Annotated in this window: 21 protein-coding genes; 10 read left to right on the top strand and 11 right to left on the bottom strand. The window is 41.2% G+C overall.

What is annotated here, in order from left to right; translation table 11 throughout:
* Nucleotides 1-12: 12 nt before the first annotated feature.
* The 3 genes from DU53_RS05765 to DU53_RS05755 form a co-directional block, all read right to left on the bottom strand.
* Nucleotides 13-1,608: a hypothetical protein gene (locus DU53_RS05765; RefSeq protein ID WP_063727956.1), complete on the bottom strand. Its 1,596-nt coding sequence runs from the start codon at nt 1,606-1,608 to the stop codon at nt 13-15.
* Between the two features lie 91 nt (nt 1,609-1,699).
* Nucleotides 1,700-2,449, bottom strand: a complete 750-nt coding sequence (locus tag DU53_RS05760) for a DUF4350 domain-containing protein (protein ID WP_063727954.1) — start codon at nt 2,447-2,449, stop codon at nt 1,700-1,702.
* Nucleotides 2,450-2,488: 39 nt separating this feature from the next.
* Nucleotides 2,489-2,809, bottom strand: coding sequence for a DUF4258 domain-containing protein (locus tag DU53_RS05755; RefSeq protein WP_063727952.1), 321 nt, complete (start codon nt 2,807-2,809; stop codon nt 2,489-2,491).
* A gap of 27 nt (nt 2,810-2,836) precedes the next feature.
* Between DU53_RS05755 and DU53_RS05750 the strand changes: the two genes are divergently transcribed.
* The 7 genes from DU53_RS05750 (at nt 2,837) to DU53_RS05720 (ending at nt 9,246) form a co-directional block, all read left to right on the top strand.
* Entirely contained in the window at nt 2,837-4,468 is a 1,632-nt protein-coding gene (locus tag DU53_RS05750) for a hypothetical protein (protein ID WP_063727951.1), read from the top strand.
* Nucleotides 4,469-4,535: 67 nt separating this feature from the next.
* Entirely contained in the window at nt 4,536-5,624 is a 1,089-nt protein-coding gene (locus tag DU53_RS05745; protein ID WP_015868454.1) for an AAA family ATPase, read from the top strand.
* A 1-nt stretch (nt 5,625) separates the two neighbouring features.
* Nucleotides 5,626-6,819, top strand: coding sequence for a VWA-like domain-containing protein (locus tag DU53_RS05740; protein WP_015868453.1), 1,194 nt, complete (start codon nt 5,626-5,628; stop codon nt 6,817-6,819).
* Nucleotides 6,816-7,679 (top strand): DUF4895 domain-containing protein, encoded by an 864-nt coding sequence (locus DU53_RS05735; protein WP_015868452.1) that lies wholly within the window; start codon nt 6,816-6,818, stop codon nt 7,677-7,679. The genes DU53_RS05740 and DU53_RS05735 overlap by 4 nt, the downstream gene beginning before the upstream one ends.
* 13 nt (nt 7,680-7,692) lie before the next feature.
* The gene (locus tag DU53_RS05730; protein WP_015868451.1) at nt 7,693-8,169 is read left to right on the top strand and encodes a hypothetical protein; all 477 of its coding nucleotides are present in this window, start codon (nt 7,693-7,695) and stop codon (nt 8,167-8,169) included.
* A gap of 40 nt (nt 8,170-8,209) precedes the next feature.
* Nucleotides 8,210-8,440, top strand: coding sequence for a hypothetical protein (locus DU53_RS05725; RefSeq protein WP_015868450.1), 231 nt, complete (start codon nt 8,210-8,212; stop codon nt 8,438-8,440).
* Nucleotides 8,441-8,553: 113 nt separating this feature from the next.
* The gene (locus tag DU53_RS05720) at nt 8,554-9,246 is read left to right on the top strand and encodes a hypothetical protein (protein ID WP_015868449.1); all 693 of its coding nucleotides are present in this window, start codon (nt 8,554-8,556) and stop codon (nt 9,244-9,246) included.
* 65 nt (nt 9,247-9,311) lie between these two features.
* Here the strand turns inward: DU53_RS05720 and DU53_RS05715 are convergent, their stop codons facing one another.
* From DU53_RS05715 to DU53_RS05690, 6 genes are all read right to left on the bottom strand, one after another.
* The gene (locus DU53_RS05715; protein WP_015868448.1) at nt 9,312-11,072 is read right to left on the bottom strand and encodes an aldehyde ferredoxin oxidoreductase N-terminal domain-containing protein; all 1,761 of its coding nucleotides are present in this window, start codon (nt 11,070-11,072) and stop codon (nt 9,312-9,314) included.
* Nucleotides 11,069-11,479: a 4Fe-4S dicluster domain-containing protein gene (locus tag DU53_RS05710; RefSeq protein WP_015868447.1), complete on the bottom strand. Its 411-nt coding sequence runs from the start codon at nt 11,477-11,479 to the stop codon at nt 11,069-11,071. Before DU53_RS05710 ends, DU53_RS05715 begins: the two co-directional genes overlap by 4 nt.
* A gap of 50 nt (nt 11,480-11,529) precedes the next feature.
* The gene (locus tag DU53_RS05705; RefSeq protein WP_015868446.1) at nt 11,530-12,033 is read right to left on the bottom strand and encodes a GNAT family N-acetyltransferase; all 504 of its coding nucleotides are present in this window, start codon (nt 12,031-12,033) and stop codon (nt 11,530-11,532) included.
* A 147-nt stretch (nt 12,034-12,180) separates the two neighbouring features.
* The gene (locus tag DU53_RS05700; protein ID WP_015868445.1) at nt 12,181-12,468 is read right to left on the bottom strand and encodes a metal-sensing transcriptional repressor; all 288 of its coding nucleotides are present in this window, start codon (nt 12,466-12,468) and stop codon (nt 12,181-12,183) included.
* 32 nt (nt 12,469-12,500) lie between these two features.
* A complete protein-coding gene (locus tag DU53_RS05695; RefSeq protein ID WP_015868444.1) occupies nt 12,501-12,707 on the bottom strand; it encodes a heavy-metal-associated domain-containing protein in 207 nt (68 codons plus the stop codon).
* Between the two features lie 35 nt (nt 12,708-12,742).
* A complete protein-coding gene (locus DU53_RS05690; protein ID WP_015868443.1) occupies nt 12,743-15,178 on the bottom strand; it encodes a heavy metal translocating P-type ATPase in 2,436 nt (811 codons plus the stop codon).
* A 237-nt stretch (nt 15,179-15,415) separates the two neighbouring features.
* Between DU53_RS05690 and DU53_RS05685 the strand changes: the two genes are divergently transcribed.
* The 3 genes from DU53_RS05685 (at nt 15,416) to DU53_RS05675 (ending at nt 18,320) form a co-directional block, all read left to right on the top strand.
* Nucleotides 15,416-15,868, top strand: a complete 453-nt coding sequence (locus DU53_RS05685; RefSeq protein ID WP_063727949.1) for a flavin reductase family protein — start codon at nt 15,416-15,418, stop codon at nt 15,866-15,868.
* A gap of 12 nt (nt 15,869-15,880) precedes the next feature.
* The gene (locus DU53_RS05680; protein ID WP_063727947.1) at nt 15,881-16,945 is read left to right on the top strand and encodes a DUF362 domain-containing protein; all 1,065 of its coding nucleotides are present in this window, start codon (nt 15,881-15,883) and stop codon (nt 16,943-16,945) included.
* Nucleotides 16,946-17,024: 79 nt separating this feature from the next.
* Nucleotides 17,025-18,320: a PhoPQ-activated protein PqaA family protein gene (locus DU53_RS05675; RefSeq protein ID WP_063727945.1), complete on the top strand. Its 1,296-nt coding sequence runs from the start codon at nt 17,025-17,027 to the stop codon at nt 18,318-18,320.
* Nucleotides 18,321-18,711: 391 nt separating this feature from the next.
* On the opposite strand, the gene DU53_RS05670 is transcribed toward DU53_RS05675, so the two are convergent.
* Both DU53_RS05670 and DU53_RS05665 read right to left on the bottom strand, forming a co-directional pair.
* Complete coding sequence (locus DU53_RS05670) at nt 18,712-19,449, bottom strand: radical SAM protein (RefSeq protein WP_063727943.1); 738 nt, start codon at nt 19,447-19,449, stop codon at nt 18,712-18,714.
* Between the two features lie 108 nt (nt 19,450-19,557).
* Nucleotides 19,558-21,237: an SWIM zinc finger domain-containing protein gene (locus tag DU53_RS05665; RefSeq protein ID WP_063727942.1), complete on the bottom strand. Its 1,680-nt coding sequence runs from the start codon at nt 21,235-21,237 to the stop codon at nt 19,558-19,560.
* Nucleotides 21,238-21,322 lie beyond the last annotated feature (85 nt).

Here is a 21,322-nt window from a genome sequence, read left to right as displayed (position 1 = left end):
CAAATCACCCCCTCACATTTCCCCGGCAGCCGGTATAAGCTCACCGTAGAATCGGGTATCAAATACAACACCATCTATGGTGCGGTTCATTGTATCACGGATATACCAGGTGTTATCGAACCCAATTGGAATAACGCTACCGGCAAGATCAGGTGGAATCTCGAAGGTTATCGTTGCGAGCACATCTCCAGCGGCGCCAACTTCATCGGGACCATCAACGAATCCTCTGTAGATTGTCACACTTCCACCATTATCCTTCCAGCCTGAAAGATCCTTTTTGCCCTCCATAAAATTCGGAAGATCCACGTTGGTAACAGCAATTCCCATTCCATACATATCGTAAACCAGAGAAACTTGTAGATACATTAGATCATTGTTGAAGGTTGTATCAGGACCGTATCCGTCGTGCTCATACTGTGCAGCGTATTTTTTAACGTTTGGCGCAACGATTGATACGGTCATTGTTCCGGAAGAATCTGTCGATGGAGCTGTAACGGACTCAACGTGATAATAGATTTCAGGCTTGTTATCGCTGTCGTATCTCTCATCGAGTTTGAAGGTTATATAACCCCAGCCTTGATTTCCAAACTTGTCGAAAACCAGGAAGTACATGGCATATACTTCACCAAGTTTGAACAGGTTCTCGCCGTAGACAGGACCATCAGCAAAGTCAAAGGTCATCCATTCGTCGTTAATCCATATATCGGTATCTTCTGGATTCCAGGGATACCAGTACTGATCATCAGAAGAAAGAACTTCTTCCCAGCTGTCATATACGCCATCTTCATCTCCATCCCTCAAATTTAACCTCACGCGTGTGTTTGTCGCATTCCCGCTTTCATCAGTAGAAATCTCCATCCTATAGAACCTTACATACACCGCTGAAAGTGGTTCGTTCGGATACCAGGAAATGTGAGCGTATCTTCCATATGGTTTGGCATCACCGACATTACCAAACGTTAGATACTGCAGGTTCCTATCTGAACCAACTATTGCCAGAGACGGTCCGGTAAGGTCTACGCTGAAGGTAAATTCCGATGGGTATCCGGTTGCTTCTGCTGGTTTTACGGAAAGGGTGTAGGTACCATCAGGTAAGTCTTCAAAAGTAACAGACGTGGCTGTTGTTTCTACAACTTCACCACCATTTAGTGAGTACTGGTACGTGTGTGTTAAGCCATCGGTTGGTCTCCATTCGATGGTTACTGCACCGGGACCGTATTCGGTAGTCTCTGTGAGAAAAACTACAGAGTTGGATACCACGGTAATTGGTTGATGATTGGATTCAACTATTGCGGGTTTCTTAGTAAGCCCGAGCTTTGATTTCGTGACATAGGTAGCCTCAACATAAACATCGTATTCTCCTGAAACAAGCACCGTGGCATAACTTGTTTCTGTAAGTTCTATTGACACGTCTCCAATGTGTAAAACATAATCGACAGAAACAAGTTCTTCAGGTGTGTTGAAGTTCCATGAAAGTTCAACCTCTGCGCCCGCCGTGAGCGTGGTGTTGTTTGCTACAAGATTCAGTACCGCAAATGCTGGTTTCATACAGGAAGCGAGAAACAAGACCAGAACAATCAGTGTTGCAAACAAAAGTACCTTTCTCATGAAATCCCCCCTTACATATAAAAATATGGGTATCATAATATAATTATACACTCTCGTTGACCTGATTTTTTTACAATAAACTATTTATCATTTACTGACTTAACCATCTGACAATGTTTACAGCCAGAACGCTGTGATCATAGTCTTCCCAATTATCGTGGAGATTGTCTCCAGGATCGCCAACTCCGTCATCAAAGGGTGAGCTGTCTCCAATTGCCACAAATTTGCCGCTTCCGTAATATCCATAAACCACGTAAGGTTTCCCGGCAGCCCTAATAGCAACATAAACCTTTGAACCGGTAATGGTTATCGTACTACCAGCCCACATTCCTACCTGTCTTACACCGTAAGTAATCGGTGTTTCTTTAATATCTTCGATAGGGTCTTCGCTGATGGTGTTTCCATCAAATCGAAATCCAAAGTCACCAACGAACTCATTGAAAATCTCAACTGGATCCCAACCGTCATTATTTCTGTCGGCTCCGCCATGGTTACCTATGAAAAAAACACTTCCACCGTTTTCAACGTATCTTTTCAGCGCACTTATTTCATCATAGCCAAATCGAATATTGGGCTCAGGAATAACAATAACATCATAACGTGCAAGCATGGTGTAATCAAGAGGATCATTTGTACTTTCGACCGAATATCCCTTTTCCCTGAGCGCATCGGCAAATTCAGAATATCCACCGTCGATAACCCAATCTGCATTCCCGGCAGTTTGGGCATGACCTTCGTCAAAGAGAACCCTATTCCCGTTGATAAAGAGAAAGTTAATCACATTACAGGATGTAAGAAGCAAAACCAAAACCAGTAACACAGGCAAAAGAACTTTCTTCATAAACAACCTCCTATCATAGGTTTAATGATCTAACGCTTTTTATTTCTTCTCTTCCCAAAAAACCGTAAGTACATAAAGTGATGTCCCGCTTTTGGTAATTATAACGGTCAAATTCCCGTTTGTCACTTTTATCCTTCCACCCGTTTCAATCTCAGCATGGGCGTTTTTATCCTTCAGAAGTTTTATTACCTCCTCAGGATCGATTTCTCTTTCTTTTATTCGTTTCAACGCGTGGGGAGAGAACGTTATATCGAACGTATTCAAATCGACAAGGTTAGTTTCTTCATCCGGCTCTTGAACGTTTTTTATTAAAAGAGCCACCATTAAAGTGATTCCAAAGAGCAAAATTATAATCCACATATGCTGTCCCTCAGGTAAAATTAATACATGAAAACTTTTCTTTCTCTTATAAAGTGGAGATCAAAGGAAAATTTCCATATGCTGTCCCGCTACGGAATAAAAGGACTCGCAGTAATTATAACAACTTTTGTCCTTTTAATTTTCCTTGCGATTCCCTTTGTCTTTTACTTGACAGAGATATTTGTGCCAAGCTTTCAGAAAATTGCCGGTCTGTCTGGGCAACTCGAGGAGCTCGTCGGAATTGATTTTGAGCGCATGATCATTTCATTTTTATCATCGATTATATTCATCATCATGCTGGGAAGCGAGCTCCCCGTTACTATATCGAATCTGTTTTTTTCGGAACGTCTTCAGTTTCTCATGATGACGCCCGTAAAAGCAACAACGATTTTCAAGGTGCAGTTGCTGGAAGTTCTTATAACTGGCGGTCTACCAATCTTACTATTTGTTCCGGTGTTCTTGAGCGCTCTTTATGGGCTTGGGTTTGTTGGAACTCATTTCTGGATCTCCATCCTGCTTCTCCTGATATTTATCTTCTTCATCCTCGTAATAACCACGATGATATCATTCGGGATCGTTTTCTTAGCCAGGGGACGTTTCATGAAGGTGATATCAACCCTCATGACGGGAATCACCCTCCTTGCCTTCGTTTTCACTTTGAGATTGATGGACTTTTCGGCAATAGATATTGCTAAACCCCTGGAGGTTGCAGAAAAATTGAAGAAATTCCAGACACTCGTCACGCAAAAGCACCTACCATGGTCTCCCTTTGTGAACGCATTAACCGGGGGATTAAAAGAACGGATACTGTTCCTCGTATACACCGGATTTGTATTTGGAGCTTTAGAACTTTTGAACATCGTACTATACAGAAGGACGTTGAATCGTTTATGGTCAAACTCTCAAGGGAAAAATATCGCCAGAGGATTCAGAGGATTGTACATGCCTTTGACTTTCTTGGCATTTCTCAGAAAGGATCTACTTTTAATCCTTAGGGAGCCAAAGCTAGCTTTTGCCTTTTTGTATCCAACCTTTTTCATTCCAGCGATAGTTCTGACAAATCCTTCTTTGTTGAAGGGCGGAGGAATACTCCAACTTTTGAGCCTGCTGATCTTTCTCATATGCAACTACACAACGATCTCCTCAACGGCCATTTTTGCCTTCGAAAGGCAAGTTGGCGATTACAATGCAGCACTACCGCGGAAGGGCGTAAAACCTGTTCTGGCAAAAGCATTGATTATAACCTTTATTTATTCGCTGATAATGTTCGGTATCAATCAGTACCTTATGATCAAAATCCCAAACATAAGCAACTTTCTAAGACTATTCACACCTTTCATGATTCCAACAATCTTCGTTCTCACCCTCGTTGGAGGAACACTTGAGAAACACCACGGTACAGGTGAAAGCAAAAATGTATTCAAAGCTCTTACCATAACAGGAGCCATTGTTTCTTTTCTGTTCAGCAGTGTCATACCTCTTTTTACATCCCTTCCTTTAACTTTATATGTTACGGATGGTCTGGGAACCTTTCTCAAATTCTTGAGGATTCCAGAAACACCTCAAATGAAGATCTTCTTTGGGGTGCTTATTCCCGTTACCCTGTGGGTAACAAGCGCATGGTGGTCGTTAAAAATCTTGTGCTATAATGAGGATTAGAGCACTGTTTTGCAGTAAAATTAAGCTAGTTTTTAGAAGTACATTGGCAATTCCTGGAGGGATAGATTTGAGAGTCGAAGAGGTAAAATATCTGAGCAAAAAGATAATGGAGGCCGGAGAAATACCTCTCGTATGGGGGCACTTCGGTGTCGGAAAAACAGATCTTGCAAGGGAGATAGCGGAGGAAACTGGTAGAGAGCTCATAATACTTGTTATCTCACAAATGGAGCCTGGAGACCTGATAGGTCTTCCTGCACGAGATGAAAATAAAACTGTTTTCCTCAAACCTGATTGGTGGCCGGAAAATGGAAATGTCATTCTTATGATAGATGAAATAAACAGGGCACATAGATCTATAAGAAACGCTATCATGCAGCTTCTTATAGATAGAAGGATACACAATCATCTCCTTCCGGAGGGTTGCTGGATAATGGCAGCGGCAAACCCGCCAGATGAAGAATACGACCAGGTCGAATTGATAACCGACCCTGCCTTCATGTCTCGCTTTTTCCATCTTGAAATCACACCTACACCGACGGAATGGATAGAATGGGCAAAAAAGGTTGGAGTTCCGAATGAAATCAATGAGTTCATAAAGGAATATCCTGAATTTTTATCAAGGGATACAATAGTCTCCATGAGGCTGGAGCTTCGTCCCAGTCCAAGAAGCTGGTATAAACTCGGCAGGGTTTTAAAAACCTTTAGCTCTGAAGATCTCAAGAAATACGGTTACGTACTTGCAGCCGGAATTCTCGGCCCAGAAGCAGCGAGAACGTTCATCGATCAGATAAGTGGAAAACAGCTGCTACCCAAAGCAGAAGAGATTCTTCTTGAGTTAGACGAACCATTGCTAAATCGATTGTCTTCTCTGGATATTTCAGGTGTAAGCGCGATGGTATCGAGACTGACGAAGTTCCTATCTGAACTCGATGATAAAGCGGTTCAGGAATACTTTGAACGTGTACCAAGGATAGCTTCTAACCTCCTCAAGTTGAGCAAGGTTATTCCGAGAGATTCTTTCTTCGCCATAATAAGGCACATCGCTTATCAACTCGAAAACGAAAAGGGTTTAAAAAGAGTCTTTTTTGAGAATTTACTGGAAGAACTGGCAACAGATTCCGATGTCCTCAACTATCTTGAAAAGAGGGAGAATTGATTTGTTTAGAAGGGATATCGTCGAAGAAGCGGTCATAGAGCTGGGAAGAAGAAGTCCCTTTTACAACTATTTGTTTTTATTTATAGAAAGAGTTCGGAGTTCCACCGTCAGGACATTCAAGCTCAGGGTTTCATCGAGAGGTAATCTACAACTTCTGTACAATCCGGAAGTACTAAGAGACAAACCGTTAGAACTTGTTGTTGCCTTGCTTGAACATGAGGCCCTTCATATAGTCAACGGCCACATTTTGATACCGGTAAAGGAAAAAAGAGACAGACTACTCTGGGACTTATGCATGGACGCAGCTATAAATCAATTCATACCCGTTCTCGACGCTTTCAGCCTTCCCCTTGATGAACTTTTGATGGAAGGGTGCGGAACAGATAATGAGAGAATGTTCATTGCTCCACCGGCATTTCTACCAAACCAAACCGCTGAATATTACCACGATTGGGCAGTAGAATTCATGAAAAAGAATAAAACGATAGACCTCGAGCTCATAGAGACCAACCTTGAAAAAACCGATTCTCACGAGGACTTCGGAAACTTCGAGCTCCCAAAAGAATTCGTTCAGGAATTGTTGAATAACGTTGTTGCGGAAACCTACAGAAAGGCAAAAGACGGTCTTCCTGAAGGCCTGGAGCATGTTGTAACTTTATTCCTCGATAGGCCAATACTCGATTGGCGAACGATGATCAGACGATTCTTTGGTTCATCGGTACACGTTGGAAGATATCGAACCCCTTTGAGACCAAATAGAAGATACGACGATCAACCGGGGTGGCGAAACGATTACGCGGCAAAAATTGTTGTCGTTCTCGATACCAGCGGAAGCATAATTGAAGACGAATTCAATGCCTTTTTCAGTGAAATAGATATTGTCACAAGATTGACGGATTCGCGGATCTGGCTTGTTCAGGTAGATGAAACCGTGCAATCTGTAATGAAATACGGTAAAGGAATGTGGAAAGATTTGAAACTCATAGGGCGCGGTGAAACTGACCTACAACCAGCCATCGATTACGCCCAGGAAAACCTGAGACCTGAAGGTATCATAGTTTTCACCGATGGTTACACTGATTTGCCTCTGGTAAAGCGCAAGGTTCTTTTCGTTTTATCCAGGCAGTGTAATAAAGAATTTGTGGAAGAAGCAAAAGAAGTTTATGGTCGTTCATCGGTGGTGGTATTAAGATGATATTGTTCGAAGGACCAGAGTCAATCAAAGGTATTTTAGAAAAGTACTACGTAGAACTTGAACTCGAGTTCAAAGAAGAAGCCAAGTTGTTAAAAAACAAGGAAGATGTGCTCGAAACGAGTTTTGGGCATTTCCTCACCACGATAGTACAGGACGAACTTGAAATGTTCCCGGTACTTTCACTTTTTGTGGATTCAGAAGGAAGGGGATTTTTTGCGATTTCTTCAACATCGCCTTATGAAACCACAAGTTCCATTTATCGAGTAGAAGAATCAAAGGTATCAGAACCCCTCATGGAACTCTATCGTAACCTTTTTCCAGAATCCACGGAGCTAAAGATTGTCAGAACAATCCTTCAGGCACCTCTAAGGTTGTATTTCATCTCATATTTAGGAAATGAGCGGTTGCTGAAAAGAGAGATTCTAAAGGATTCGATTTCCGGTAAAGGATACCTGCGCCTGGCAAAAGAAATAGATGATGAACTCTACGACATATACGTCAAAACCTTTCGCAGATGGATACAGTTCAAATGGGGCGATAGTTTTATCTTTCCGTATCAGGATAGGGTAAAGATAATTTTTGGTATTCCACGACTAAGAAAAGAGATTGATATCTCAACGATCATAGAACTATCAAGGTTTGTGAGAACGAAATTAATTGAAAAATACGATACACTGAAACCATCAAGTATCACACCGGATATGAAGCTTGCAAAACCCGCAGCAACGGTGTTTGAAATCCCGCTGATCGCTTCAACCTACTGGTTGAAGAATCTTGAACATTTCTACCATTATTATTTTAAAGCTATCCAGACGATGATAGATTCTTTAGAGAACTTTGTAGCGAATAATGATCTCTGAGGGAGCGAGAATATTGACAAAACCTACCGTCAGAATAAAATACCCTGTATCCCGAAAAATTCTAAGGCTCCTGAAGCCTTCGGATCTTATATCTTACGCTGGAAAAGCTTTTTGTTTTACCTGCACCTCTCTTGAATTGTTTGCAAAATATGAAAAACTGGAGGGAGCGCCTCTGGTTGACCTGTCACAGGAGATAGTTGTCCTGGGAACCGTAGAAAATGAGGTTTTGTTTCTGGATAAAAGATTCCCAACCCCCGAGGAACTCGAGTACCTTTTTCTTCGCGGCGTTTCTGCCACCATTGGAAGACCCGTAACAGGATCACATATCACCGAACTTTACATGCGTTTTGGTAGAGTCCACTTTGTACCTACCGAAGAGTTCTCATTCATTCACGATGATGTTACCATCATGGCGAAATCTGTTGAATTAGATGATTTAATCTTATACGTCAATGTAGCGTCAAATGGAAGTATCTACTTAGAGGGATAAGATAGCAGAGATTGTAAACGGAAATGGTAGGTGATTGACAGTGAAAAATCTGAGAAAGCTGTTCGACCTCATATATTTTCCCTTCGTTTTCATCCTTACCCTATCGCTCGTTGGCTCATTTTTCACCGGGCGCTGGTTGCTTGTTCTTTTGAGCATCATAATCATTGGTTTTGCTATGTATGTAAGATATCTTATTTACCGATCAGTGTTGAAAGAACAAGATCAAGAAGATGAAGATAAAAAAAACGAAGAAGACCCCCAACAATCCTGAAGCGTTATCTCCTTTATAGTTATTCCAAAAAATTAGAAAATTATTAGAATCTAAACCTCCTTTTTTCTCAACGAATCATAACAGTGTGATTCCAAAAAAGGAGGGGTTGAATTATGAAGAAGACACTTGCGTTTTTGTTGTTTGCGGTTCTTCTTGTAGGTATGTCCTTTGCGGTTCCACCGGCTAATGGTGACATTGCTCAAAGAGTGGAGCTCATCAAGCTACAAGCAAGCATCAGAATTATCGAAGTGTTCAAACAAATGGAATTAACAAAAGAACAAGCGACGAAGATCTTTGAAGGTCTCACGGAAGTGAGAGAGAAATTGGATTCTCTTTTGAAGCAAAAAGAAGAGCTTCTTCTCGAACTGAAAAAGGCTATGCTCGAAGATGATACCGCTGCTATCGAAAAACTGAGAGAAAAACTCATTGCAAACAACCGTGAAACCTTCGAAACACTTAAAGGCGCTCAAAAGGTCATCAAAGACAACCTAACGGTGACTCAAATGGAAAAACTTATGCGAATGGCAAGAGATAGAGTATTTGACAGACTGAGAAATTCCCCACAATTTCGCGAAATGTTCATAAACGGGCTAAGAGAAAAGCCATTGAAAGATGCACCATACATTCAAGAAAGGCTCAAAAATTTCAGGGACTTGCCACCCCAAGAAAAAATGGAATTACTTAAAAGAGCAACGAATGACCCAAGAATGAAAAATCTCAGAATGGAAGCAGAGAAGGTTCTTACGAGAATTGTTCTTTCACCCGTATTCCTGGACACCTTAAAAGAATACGCGGGAATTGAGTAAAATAATAAGCATAATAAGAAATAAGGACCCTTACCGGGTCCTTATTGTTTTTTAGAGTTTCATATTCAGCTTACCATTTCTATATCTTTCTCAACAAAAGAGTGATACATTGCTATCCCTTTATTAAATGCCTCTTCGCTTAACTTGCCTGTCGTTGTATAAACACCGGCCAGCTTCCTCGGCAACCTTAGACTTTCAAAATCGAAGCCGTTATCCAATTTGAATTTATATTTCAATCCGTGAATCTTATGAGACAGTATATCCATCCTTTCTTTATCCCAACCTTCGATCCCGACACTCTCGAGAGCTTCAAGAATAGTTTCTCTGTCATAAATCTTTCTTGCAAAAAGACAACCGACAAGGGAGTTAAAGATGGTTCTCCAGAGTGCTTCTTTATAAAGAGCTTCAATCTGCTCTTCGAAGGTAACCGGTGAATTAATCATTTTCTGGTCGATGGAATATCCGGCGCTATCAAGATGAGAGTGTCTGACACCTGTTGCGTATCCCAGGAAAGCATTCACGCCGGTTATGTATCCCGGAGCTTCGTTTTTTCCAAATACTATGGCGTTCTCAGCGGAACCGTATTTCTGTGAGCAAAAGGCGGCTCCCTTTTCTAGATCTGAATAAAACTCATTTTCTGACCGTGCAATTCTGGTTAACACTCTTAGATAGGTTTCACCATCACCGAAATTCAAAATTTCACCAAGTGTATGTGTTCCATTTATCACGCCGTGTTGAAAAGCATCAGTTGCCCATGCGAGGGTTACACCCATGCTTATAGCGTCCCATCCCTGTTTTTCAACAAATTGTAGAAGCTTCAGGATCATCTCCGTAGAATTTATTGAAAGATTGGAACCCCAGGAAAAAACCAATTCGTGGTCATATGATACTTTCAAGGTTTTATACATATGGTGCCTCTCGTCAAAGGCTTCTCTGAATGTTGCTATGTGGATACAACCTATCTGACAGCCCGCACAGGCTATTTGCTGTGCCAGATGCTTTTCTGCAAAAGCTTCGCCCGAGATCTTATCGGCACCCTCGAAAAAACCTTGAGAGAAGTTTCGTGTTGGTAGTCCGTTTATTTTGCTGAGTGGGACAACGTTCATTGCGGTACCCAGATCATGATATTTGGCCATCGCCTCTGATTCCACAACTTGCTTGTATATCCTGTGATAAAGTGCGTTGTACCGCTTCCTGTCAGTTAGCTTCCAGTATTTATTTCCGGATATAACGAGTGCCTTTATATTTTTAGATCCGAGAACAGCTCCAAGCCCGAGTCTTCCAAAATGCCTCGAAGAATCGACTGTAACACAGGCAATGGGGGAAAGCCTTTCACCCGCCGGGCCGATCCTGATAATGGAGCGTTTCCCTATACCATGCTCCCTATCTCTGAGAACTCTTTCCGTTGCCAGCGCAGACATTCCCTTTAAAGAATAGGCCTGTTTAAGCTTTACCCGATCGTTCTCTATGACTATGTAAGAGGGTTCTTTTGCTTTACCCCGAATGCGTAAAACATGATAACCGGCTTCGTAGAGAGACAATCCGAGCCTCCCACCGGCGTGAGATTCACCAAGATTACCTGTGAGGGGTGATTTGAAGAGGCACACGGTTTTTGTGATGACAGGAAACATGTTGTTTAAAGGGCCTATTGCAAATATTACAGGGGCTTCAGGAGAAAGGGGATCCACATTTGGAGGACAGGAATCGACGAGCAGTTTCGTTGCAACGCCTGTTCCACCAAGCCATTCTTCGAACAATTCGGTAACATCAACAGTTTCCCATTTATTATCTGTCAGGTCAATATCGAGCATGTAGAAGCGTCTCATTCTCCCACCTCCACAAGGGCGAGAACATCGTTCGGGCAGTAAGAAGCGCAAACGCCACAATGACGGCACACTATTGGAATTTCAAACTCTGTATCCCATTGCAGCGCTCCCGGAACACATGCTTCGATACATTTCCCGCAGTGGATACATTTTTCGCTGTCCAGAACGACTCCTCCGCCTTTTCTCGGGGTGAGAGCTTTAGTGGGGCAAGCCGTTGCACAATCGGGATTTTCACACCCGTAGCATATCCTCACCGAAAACGCCCCTTCCACACCGGGGTAATTTTTAACCCTCAAAGCAGCTTTTTCAACGGTTATAACTTGCTGCCATGTTCTCGAACAGGCGTACATGCAGCTATAACAACCAATGCATTGATCTCTGTTTATTACTCTCATCAGTTTCGCCATAAAAACACCCCCGTTCATTCCCCAACAGAGGTTTATACCCCTACCGGTGTTTAGTCACAATCTTTCTTTATCCTTGACATTATGTAAGCGTCTATATATTCACCATTTCGGAAAGAGAAGTCTCTTAACCTTCCCTCTATTTCAAACCCGAATTTCTTGTAAAGTTTTATCGCAGGCTCGTTGTCCACATAAACCTCGAGCTGGATTCGGCGTATATTGTACCAATTATCTGCAAGATCGATCAGTGCCTCCATTAATTTGGTACCTATACCTTTTCCGTGAAAGTCGTCATGGACCATCATACCGATTCCGGCAATATGGCGCCGTCTTCCTTTCATAAAATGAATGCTGGCAAAACCGACAACTTTGCCGTCTACTTCAGCTACCAGGGTTCTTGTTTCCCTGTTTTCGAGATCGAGTTCGACATACTTTTTTGCGTTTTCCATAGATATGTAAGGAATGGACATAGTGTTGGCGCAAACTTTCGGAAGGTTCCTGATTTCATACCAAGCAGGGTAATCCTCCCTTTCCATCGCTCTGATCTTCACATCCACTTCTACCACTCCCTTTGAATTTTTCTGCAATTACTTGAATTTTTTCAATCTTACTCTACCACATCTCACACTAAACTAATAAACCTTATAAAAAACTAACGCTGAATATCTCAGCGTTAGTTTTTACTCCTATGTTGCTCCAATTAATCAGAAAGTTTTTCCTATGTACTTCATGAGCATTTCAAGCTCTTCGAGTTTTTCCTCCACCTCTCCAGATTCAACAGCTTCTCTAACACAGGTTTCAACGTGCTTATTAATTATCTCAATGTTAGCACGTTTTAAAAGCGCAATAACCGCGAGCAACTGGGTGGAAATATCAACACAATACCGCTCTTCTTCAATCATCTTAATGATGCCGTCAATCTGTCCACGCGCAGTTTTTAGAACCTTAAGTGCCTTAAAATGCTTTGGATGTTCGTGCTTTGAATAATCCATAATTTTACCCCCAATATCAGGAAGAACTTTTTTTAATTTTCAATCCTTACAAAAGTATAACCTGTGTTCTCAATTACTTCTTTCAACACTTCCACTGGAATATCTTTTTCTGTTTCGACTACGGCAAAGCCCCCTTCAAGATTTACTACCGCTCTTTTGATTCCTTCTATTTCTGCAAGGGCTTTTTCAACTCTAATTTTACAATGATTACAGGTCATTCCATCAATAAAAACTTTCATTTTAACACCTCCGTGTTTTCGAGTTGAGAATCATTCTAGTCAAGCTTCACTCTTTTTAACCTCAAGGCATTCATAACTACGCTCACACTTGAAAAGGCCATAGCCGCTCCAGCGATCATCGGGTTCAGTTTTAGACCGAAGATCATGTAAAAAACGCCTGCAGCTATGGGGATCCCTATTATGTTGTAAAAAAATGCCCAAAAAAGATTCTGTTTGATGTTCTTAATCGTGGCATCTGAGAGTTTTATCGCGTTTACAACGTCGTTCAGGTCGTCCTTCATCAGAACAACATCCGCAGATTCTATTGCAACATCGGTACCAGAACCTATTGCAATTCCAACATCTGCTTCTACAAGAGCCGGCGAATCGTTTATTCCATCACCAACCATTCCGACTATGTAGCCCTCGCTCTTCAGCTTCTTAATCACGGAAGCTTTGTTTTCAGGCAGTACCTCAGCCATCACATCATCTAATCCTACCTCACGTGCAATAGCGAGTGCTGTCCTTTTGTTGTCACCCGTAACCATAAAGGTTTTGGTTCCTCTTTCTTTGAGCTTTCTTATAGCTTCTCTGGAAGTAGGTTTGATTACATCTGCTATTCCAAGTACCCCGATTACTCTACCGTCATAAGTGACAACTACAGGCGTTTTCCCATCATCAGATAACTTTTTGATGATGTCAGCGAGTTCTCTGGTATTTGATTTATTAAATTTTACGCTGCCAATCTTTACCTCTTTCCCATTAACCCTGGCAACTATCCCTTTTCCTGGAATAGCCTCAAAATCTTCTACTTTGTGCAGATTACCTTTATAAGCCTCGACAACAGCTTTATCCAGCGGATGTGAACTTTTAACACCCATACTTGCAGCGAGTTTTAGTACTTTAGCCTTATCGAAGCCATTCAAAGGTACAATATCAAGTAATTTAGGTTTACCCTCGGTTATCGTCCCGGTTTTATCGAACACGATAGCATTCACTTTGTGGGTCATTTCAAGAGCCTCACCGCTCTTAAACAGAATTCCCATTTCCGCTCCTCGACCTGTTCCAACCATTATAGCCGTTGGTGTTGCCAGACCGAGAGCACAGGGGCAGGCGATAACGAGAACAGAGATCATCATTGTCAGGGAAAAGGTGAAGCCGTACCCCAGCAAAAACCAAACCAGAAAAGTTATACCTGCAATCAATAGAACAAAGGGAACGAAATATCCGCTGATAATATCAGCTAATCTGGCTATAGGAGCTTTTGAAGCTTGTGCATCTTCTACAAGTTTGATTATTTTTGCTAGCGTAGTGTCGCTTCCAACTTCTGTGGCTTTGATTTCAATAACACCACTGAGATTGACTGTTCCGCCAATAACCTTAGAACCTTCCTTAACATCAACGGGAATAGATTCACCGGTAAGCATGGATTGGTCAACGGTACTGTTACCGCTAATTACTACACCATCTACAGGGATCGACATACCAGCTTTGACCATCAGAATATCTCCGACTTCAACTTCTTCAACAGGGATCTCTTCGTAGCCGTTGCTTTTTCTAACAAATGCAGTTTTAGGAGCTAAATTCATGAGTTTTTTTATAGATTCAGAAGTTCTTCCTTTGGAGAGATTTTCAAGATACTTTCCTAAAGAGATGAGAGAAATTATTACACCTGCTGTTTCGAAATACAGGTCTCCTACAAAGTAATAGTTACCCAATGCTATTTGAATCGTTGCAAAGACACCGTAAATTACAGCAGCACCTGTACCAAGCCCAACAAGCGTATCCATGTTCGGATGTCCCCGTAAAAGGTTAGGGATACCTTTTAGATAAAAATCCTTTCCGGCTATAATGATAGGAATTGTTAATAGGAGCTGGATCAAGGCGAAATTAAGCGGATTGGCTTCAGGTGAAATAAAGGAAGGAAGTTTAACACCTAACATATGTCCCATAGCGATTATAAGAAGGGGAACGGTAAAGATCGAAGAAAATAAAAATCTGTTCCAGTAAGAACGAATCAAGGTTTCTTTTCTCTCGCGATCTTTATCATAGCTTTGAGTTGTCATGATATTCGCCGTATAACCGGCTTTCTCGACAGCATGTTTTATACTGGAAATTCTGACACGGGAAGGGTCATATTCTATTATTGCTTTTTCCGTGGTTAGATTGACTGATACCGAAAGCACTCCTTCGAGTTTTCCAATGGAGCGTTCTACTGCTGTTGCACAGGAAGCACACGTCATGCCATCGATCCCGAGGGTGATTTTTCTGGTGTCTTGCGGTTTCTCTAATTCGTATCCGGCACTTTTAATCAACTGAAAAAGCTTTTCTTCGTTTATTTCTGTATCTGTTTCAAAAATCAGCCTTTCCGACGCGAGACTCACGACAGGATTTTTGACACCTTCAACTTTTGCAGCCAGTTTTTCAACAGTTCTAACACAAGCCGCACAGGTCATTCCCTTAACTATGTATTCTTTTCTGATTTTAGACATCCTTACCCTCCTCTTCAGGACAATCCCCATACCACGGGGTGGGGTACATACCCATTCTATTCTTTCTACTCCACATATAAGATTGCGCGCGAGTTAAGAATAAGTTACTAAAAGACTATCGAAAGCTATAATAATGGAGTAAAGATTTAATCGTTAACGTGATATATTAGCTATACACATGTTCTATAATAATCTTAGAAACATTATTATAAATCTTCTTAGGAGGATGATAGTCATATGGATGCTCTGGGAAAACTTTACAACAGCACCACCATAGTCACGATGAATGCCGGCGGGAAAATGAATGGTATCGCCGTTGCCTGGATAACAAGGGTATCGATTAATCCACCGATGATCGCCATTTCTATTGGAAAAGCCCGATACTCTCATAAATTACTAAATGAAACAGATAAATTTGGTGTCTGCATCATGGAAAAAAGTGCAAAGGAAATAGTCGTACTTTTTGGCACAAAAAGTGGGAGGAATTACGATAAATTTGCCGGGATAGACTACAGCCTCAGTAAAAATGATGTTCCAATCCTTCCTGGAACACTTGCTTATATTGAATGTCAGATAAAGAGTAAAGCAGATGCCGGTGATCACACCATTTTTATTGGCGAGGTAATAGACCAGAAGGTTTTCAAGGATGAAGCCCCTATGCTTTATGGGGAACATAGAATACTTTTATAAGAGGTGAAATGTATGGCCAAGGTCTTCTTTACGAATATGATGACTACACCTGAAATGGGGCTTTTAAAAAAACTTCAGCTTCTCCTCAAAAAAGTTGGAATGGAAAAGATAATAAAGAAAGATGAACTCGTTGCAGTGAAGATACATTTCGGTGAGTACGGCAACCTTGCCTTTATCAGGCCAAATTACGTTCGAATAGTAGTTGATCAGATAAAGAAGTTTGGAGCAAAACCTTTTGTAACCGATGCCAACACCCTTTACAAGGGCAGCAGGTCCAATGCTGTAGATCATATACAGACTGCTTACCTTAACGGCTTTGCGCCGGAAACCATCGGTGCCCCTGTTATCATTGCTGATGGGCTTCGAGGTTCCGATGAAATAAAAGTACCGATAAATGGAGAATACGTTAAAGAAGCTAAAATCAGTTCTGCAATAGCTTTAGCGGATGCCATGGTTGTCTTGACCCATTTTAAAGGTCACGAACAAACGGGGTTTGGTGGAACGATAAAGAATGTTGGTATGGGAAGTGCTTCAAGATCAGGAAAACTTGAGCAACATTCAAACTCCAAACCAATAGTGAAAGAAGTTAATTGTGTTGCTTGTGGGATGTGTGAAAGACATTGTCCTGTTGGAGCAATAACGATAGAAGGAGTGGCAAGAATTGATTACGATATATGTATTGGCTGCGGCCAATGTATAGCCATGTGTAATTATGGAGCCATGGTACCAAAATGGGATAGCTCCACGGAGTTGTTGAGTAAAAAAATTGTAGAGTATGCTAAAGCAACTCTCATGAATAAAAAAGCCATCTTTGTTTCGTTCATAACGAATGTTTCTCCTGACTGTGACTGTTGGAGTATAAATAAGCCTCCTGTAGCTCCGGATATCGGCATAGCTGCCAGCGCCGATCCTGTGGCACTTGATCAGGCCTGTATGGACCTTGTCCTTGAGACAGTGGGACATGATCCGTTTCTTGAGGTTCATCCGGATGTTAGCTGGAAAACACAACTGGAATACGCTGAAAAAGTTGGGCTAGGCAGCAGGAAATATGAACTTGTGAAAATCGCTGTTCTGTGAGTATTTTTGGACGAAATTTTCTAAGTTCAAATATATAAAAAATAAATAGGATTAAACGATCACAATCAGGGGGGATGCCGTGAAAAAGCTCGTCTGCTTTTTCCTGCTTTTTCTTAGCTTCTCGATACTCAGTGGAGCGAATCTCATGGATTACGTAACACCCGAAGAACTTCCAAAAACAATGGAAGAAGCACGTTTTGAAATCGTAGTTCCACCCAAACCGGGACCTTCAAATTTTGGTGTTTTCCTTTTCAGGTCTTTTAACTGGAAGGGAGTGGATTGGAAAAACCATCTCCTCATAATAAAACCAGCGAATCTTCGTTCGAAGAATGCTCTCATATTCATAACGGGAAGCTACAAACTTGATACCAAACTGCTTCCACTTTTTACGATGATAGCTGTACAAAACGGAGCATACGTTGCTGTCTTATTTGACATACCAAATCAGCCGCTCTTTGACGGTTATTATAAGGAGGATTGGCTCATTGCCTACACCTTCAACAAATTTTTAGAAACAGGAGACTATGAATGGCCAATACTTCTACCAATGGTCAGGAGTACAATAACCGCTATGAATGTGATCTCTGATTATGCGAGAAAAAACGGGCATGAAATAGAAGGGTTCATACTATCAGGTGCTTCAAAGCGAGGGTGGACTACGTGGTTAACAGCGGCTTGCGACAAGCGTGTTAAAGCCATTGCCCCGATAGCGTTCGACAATCTCAATATGAAAAAACAAATGGAACACCAAATAGAATTTTGGGGAGATTACAGCAAATCGATAAGTGAGTATGTTGAGACAGGTGTATTAAATGACCTAAATGACGAAAAAAGGGTAGATCTTCTAAGATATGTTGATCCTTACAGTTATCGGGAAAATTTAAACATACCGAAACTCATAATAGTCGGCACAAACGATTCTTATTGGCCAGTTGATGCTGCCACGCTGTATTTCAACGGCCTTCCCGGTGAGAAAGGAATGGTTTATGCCCCTAATGCAGGGCACAGCGCTGAAATACCAAGAACTGTCCAGGCAATAGGCGCTCTCTTTATGAACCTCGATGAAAGAATACCGTTGCCAAAAGTTAGGGCAGAATACGCGACTGCTGAATCAGAAACAGGTTTTCAGGTTAAAGTTTCGATTGAAGCCAATGATTGGGAAATATCTGAAATAAGGCTCTTTTCAGCATATTCACCCTTGAGGGATTTCAGAAAAGCTCGATTTGATTATCAGATTCTCGAAAAGGCAAATGAGACAACAGGAAAACTGATAATCAGAGATTATACTGCTTCCTATGTGGAAGTGGTATTCGAACAAAAGGGAAGGATGCTTTCGATTTCAACGCCAGTCAAGGTGTTTTCGCAGCGTGACTGAAGTGCTGGACTTCGTCCAGGGGGCTTGTAGACGCAGTAAAACCCCGATGCCGATTGTGGTTGTAGGTTGTTTTTAACGATCGAGAACCGAGAGCCAGAGAATCCGAGAGGGTAAGACGACCAATAGCAAATTAAATTAACCACGAAGGGCAGAACATGTTCTGCCCCTACGATAAAAAAACAATGATTTATTGCAGCCTCACAAGTCTGCTCGTCATCCTGAACTTGATTCAGGATCTCGTACTTAAGAAACCCAGATTCTGGATTAAACATTTCCAGAATGACAGCTTTTTTTGAATCACGCACCGACTTTCTCGGGCTCTCGGTTCTCGGATCTCGGTTATTATTTGCAACCGACAACGTTTTTTGTTGCAGCGTAGCTGCTCCCAGCTTTACCCCACATTCTCACTGCCAAAGATTTTTTCAAAGACTTTCCTGACTTCATAAAAGGAGTCCTTATGTAGCCATTTATTCCAGCCGTTTTTGATATAGATATTCTTCACCTGACCGGGATAATTGAGCGGATCTAGATGCACCCTTTCAACCAGCTTTGAAAGTTTTAGCGCTAGTTTTTCTGGATTCATGGGAAGCACAGGCCCAACAAAGGCACCTACTTTGATACCTTTTTCTTTGAGAAATTCTATGGTTTCAAGTCTTTCCTGAATCGAAGGGGCACCTGGTTCCAGAAGTTTTCTCACATCTTCTCTGTCGGTAGTGATGGTAATATTAACCTCTAAATCTACCCCCAACATTAGAAGATCTATATCCCTTAGTATGAGTGAGGACTTTGTCATGATAAAAATAGGCATCCAGTGGGATAAAAGTATCCTGATCACGGTTCTCGTGATCTCGTATTTCTTTTCAATATGCTGATATGGATCACAGGAAGTTGAGAGAAAAAATTTTCCTGGGGAGAGCTTGTTAATTTCTTTTCGAAGAAGTTCCGGAATGTTCTTTCTTACTAATATGTCTTTTCCCCAAGTCCCAGAGGTGTACTTGAAAGCACCTATAAACCTGGCGAAACAATACCTACAGCCAAAAGTACAGCCAATATACGGATTTACCGTGTATCTCGCAACCGGAATCTTCGTCCTGGTAACAGCTTTTTTGGCGCAAATTTCTTTTATCATGTTCTAATTCTACATCCTGGAACACATTATGTGGTGACGCTATCTTCGGTTTCCGGGTTTTTTATCTGTATCCATGTTCAGAAACCGTTTTTTTACTGTTAATTGCCTTCATTTCTCACCACTCTGTATAGAACGGTGAAACATCCTCATAAATGTGGTTTTTCTGCGGTGCTTAGCTATTATCTCCTCTTTTAGATTGTCCCATAAGTCAGCCCTCTCGGCTTTTAAAAGGTTACTTTTAGCTTTTTTTAGATACCGGATGGCGTGATGGTAATATCTGGTTTGTGCCCTTTGTAAAACCTCAAGGGCAAGATTATAATAAATATCAGCTGTTTCAATGGGAGCTATGTTTTCAAATAAAGCAGCTATGGATTCTAAGGTCTTATAAGACAACTCTCTAAATGCTTCTGGATATTTATTATATAACTCAAGGAGCGTTTCAGTCTTTTTTTCCACGAGAAGGATGTCCACGACATTAGGAATTTTGCGATTTTCAATTAACCACTCAATTGTTTCCTGCTTCGCTTTTTCTTTATCTTCGTCTGGAATTGTGCTAATATATATCTCGTAAACATTAAGAAGAGGCGCTCTTTTAAAAAGCTCCAGAGCATATTTACTTGTATCCGGATGACCCAGTTCTTTCATAAGCTTTATTTTTAAAAGACTTAACTCTAGAGTTTTGCAACTCTCTTCACCCTGACACACTATCCGGTAAGCTTCTTCAATTCTCCCGGCTCTTTTTAACTCCTTTACCGCATCAAAATAGTCATTGGGTAATGGGAAGTCCATACACAATCTCACGTATTCGTCCAGATTTTTCATTAACAAACTTAGCTTCTTGAGCTGATATTTATATTTATGAAAATCCAGGCTAACACTTTTCTGATTGCTTTTCAAAGCTTTAAGCTCCTTTTCATAACATTCCCGGAGCCAATTCTGCAATTTCCCAGCGCCTTTTTTCCCGAGAGCCGGATAAATATCTTTAAGAAGCTCTTCAGATAGACCGTATTTGTCATCTAAAATGAACTTCAAAATCTTTCCAGCAATTTTCTCTCCATCCAGATTTTCTATTTTCTCAAGTACCCTCCCCCATTCGTACCCAATGGTATCCACAAAAAGTGCATACGTACCATCTGAATCGTCTATTTGATCATAACGCCGTATAGATCTTTTATAAATTTCTTCAAAGAACCATGCGGAAAGCTCTGGAGAAACCCGAGATAGATATCTACCGTAAACAATAAGTCCTTCCAGTTCTCGTACATATTCGTACACCCTTCTATATTCTACAAACCCCCTAGAAAAAGTTTTTGAAAGCAAATTTCTCAAAAATTTCTTTGCTTCCGCTTCGTCGTTCTTTGCTAAAATCATCATCTCAAGAGCTTCAGCTTCCTCTGGATACCTTTTCAAAAAATCCATCAACATTTCTTTTAAGCTTGAAATATCCAGGTTGTTGATATACGATTCAAGTTTTTCAGAAAATGCACCATGCGAAGAGGGTTTAATCTCCTGCTGCTTTGTTGCATACAGCAAAGTAGTAATAACATGCTTACATACACCATCATAAGGGCAGGTACAGGTAGCCAAAATACGCCCGTTGCTTTCCTTTATTTGTACCGAATATACTTCATCTCCAGAACCTTTGACTCTAGCTCTTAAAGTATCACCAGATTCTCTAATATCTAAGACCATTCCCTGACGAAAGTAACTTTCCCCTCTTTCAAAAACCTGAGAGCTTACAAGCTCCTTGATATCTTCGATTGTCAATTCATTTAACCAACCCAGCATATTTCACTTTCCTTCCTTTTCACAACTGGAAACCCCAAATTTCAACCAAGAAAACTAAACCACCGCAAATCTATGAATTACAAGA

The sequence above is a fragment of the Kosmotoga sp. DU53 genome (genome assembly GCF_001639905.1).
Taxonomy (GTDB): domain Bacteria; phylum Thermotogota; class Thermotogae; order Petrotogales; family Kosmotogaceae; genus Kosmotoga; species Kosmotoga olearia.
This window is presented reverse-complemented; position numbering and strand designations above follow the sequence as displayed.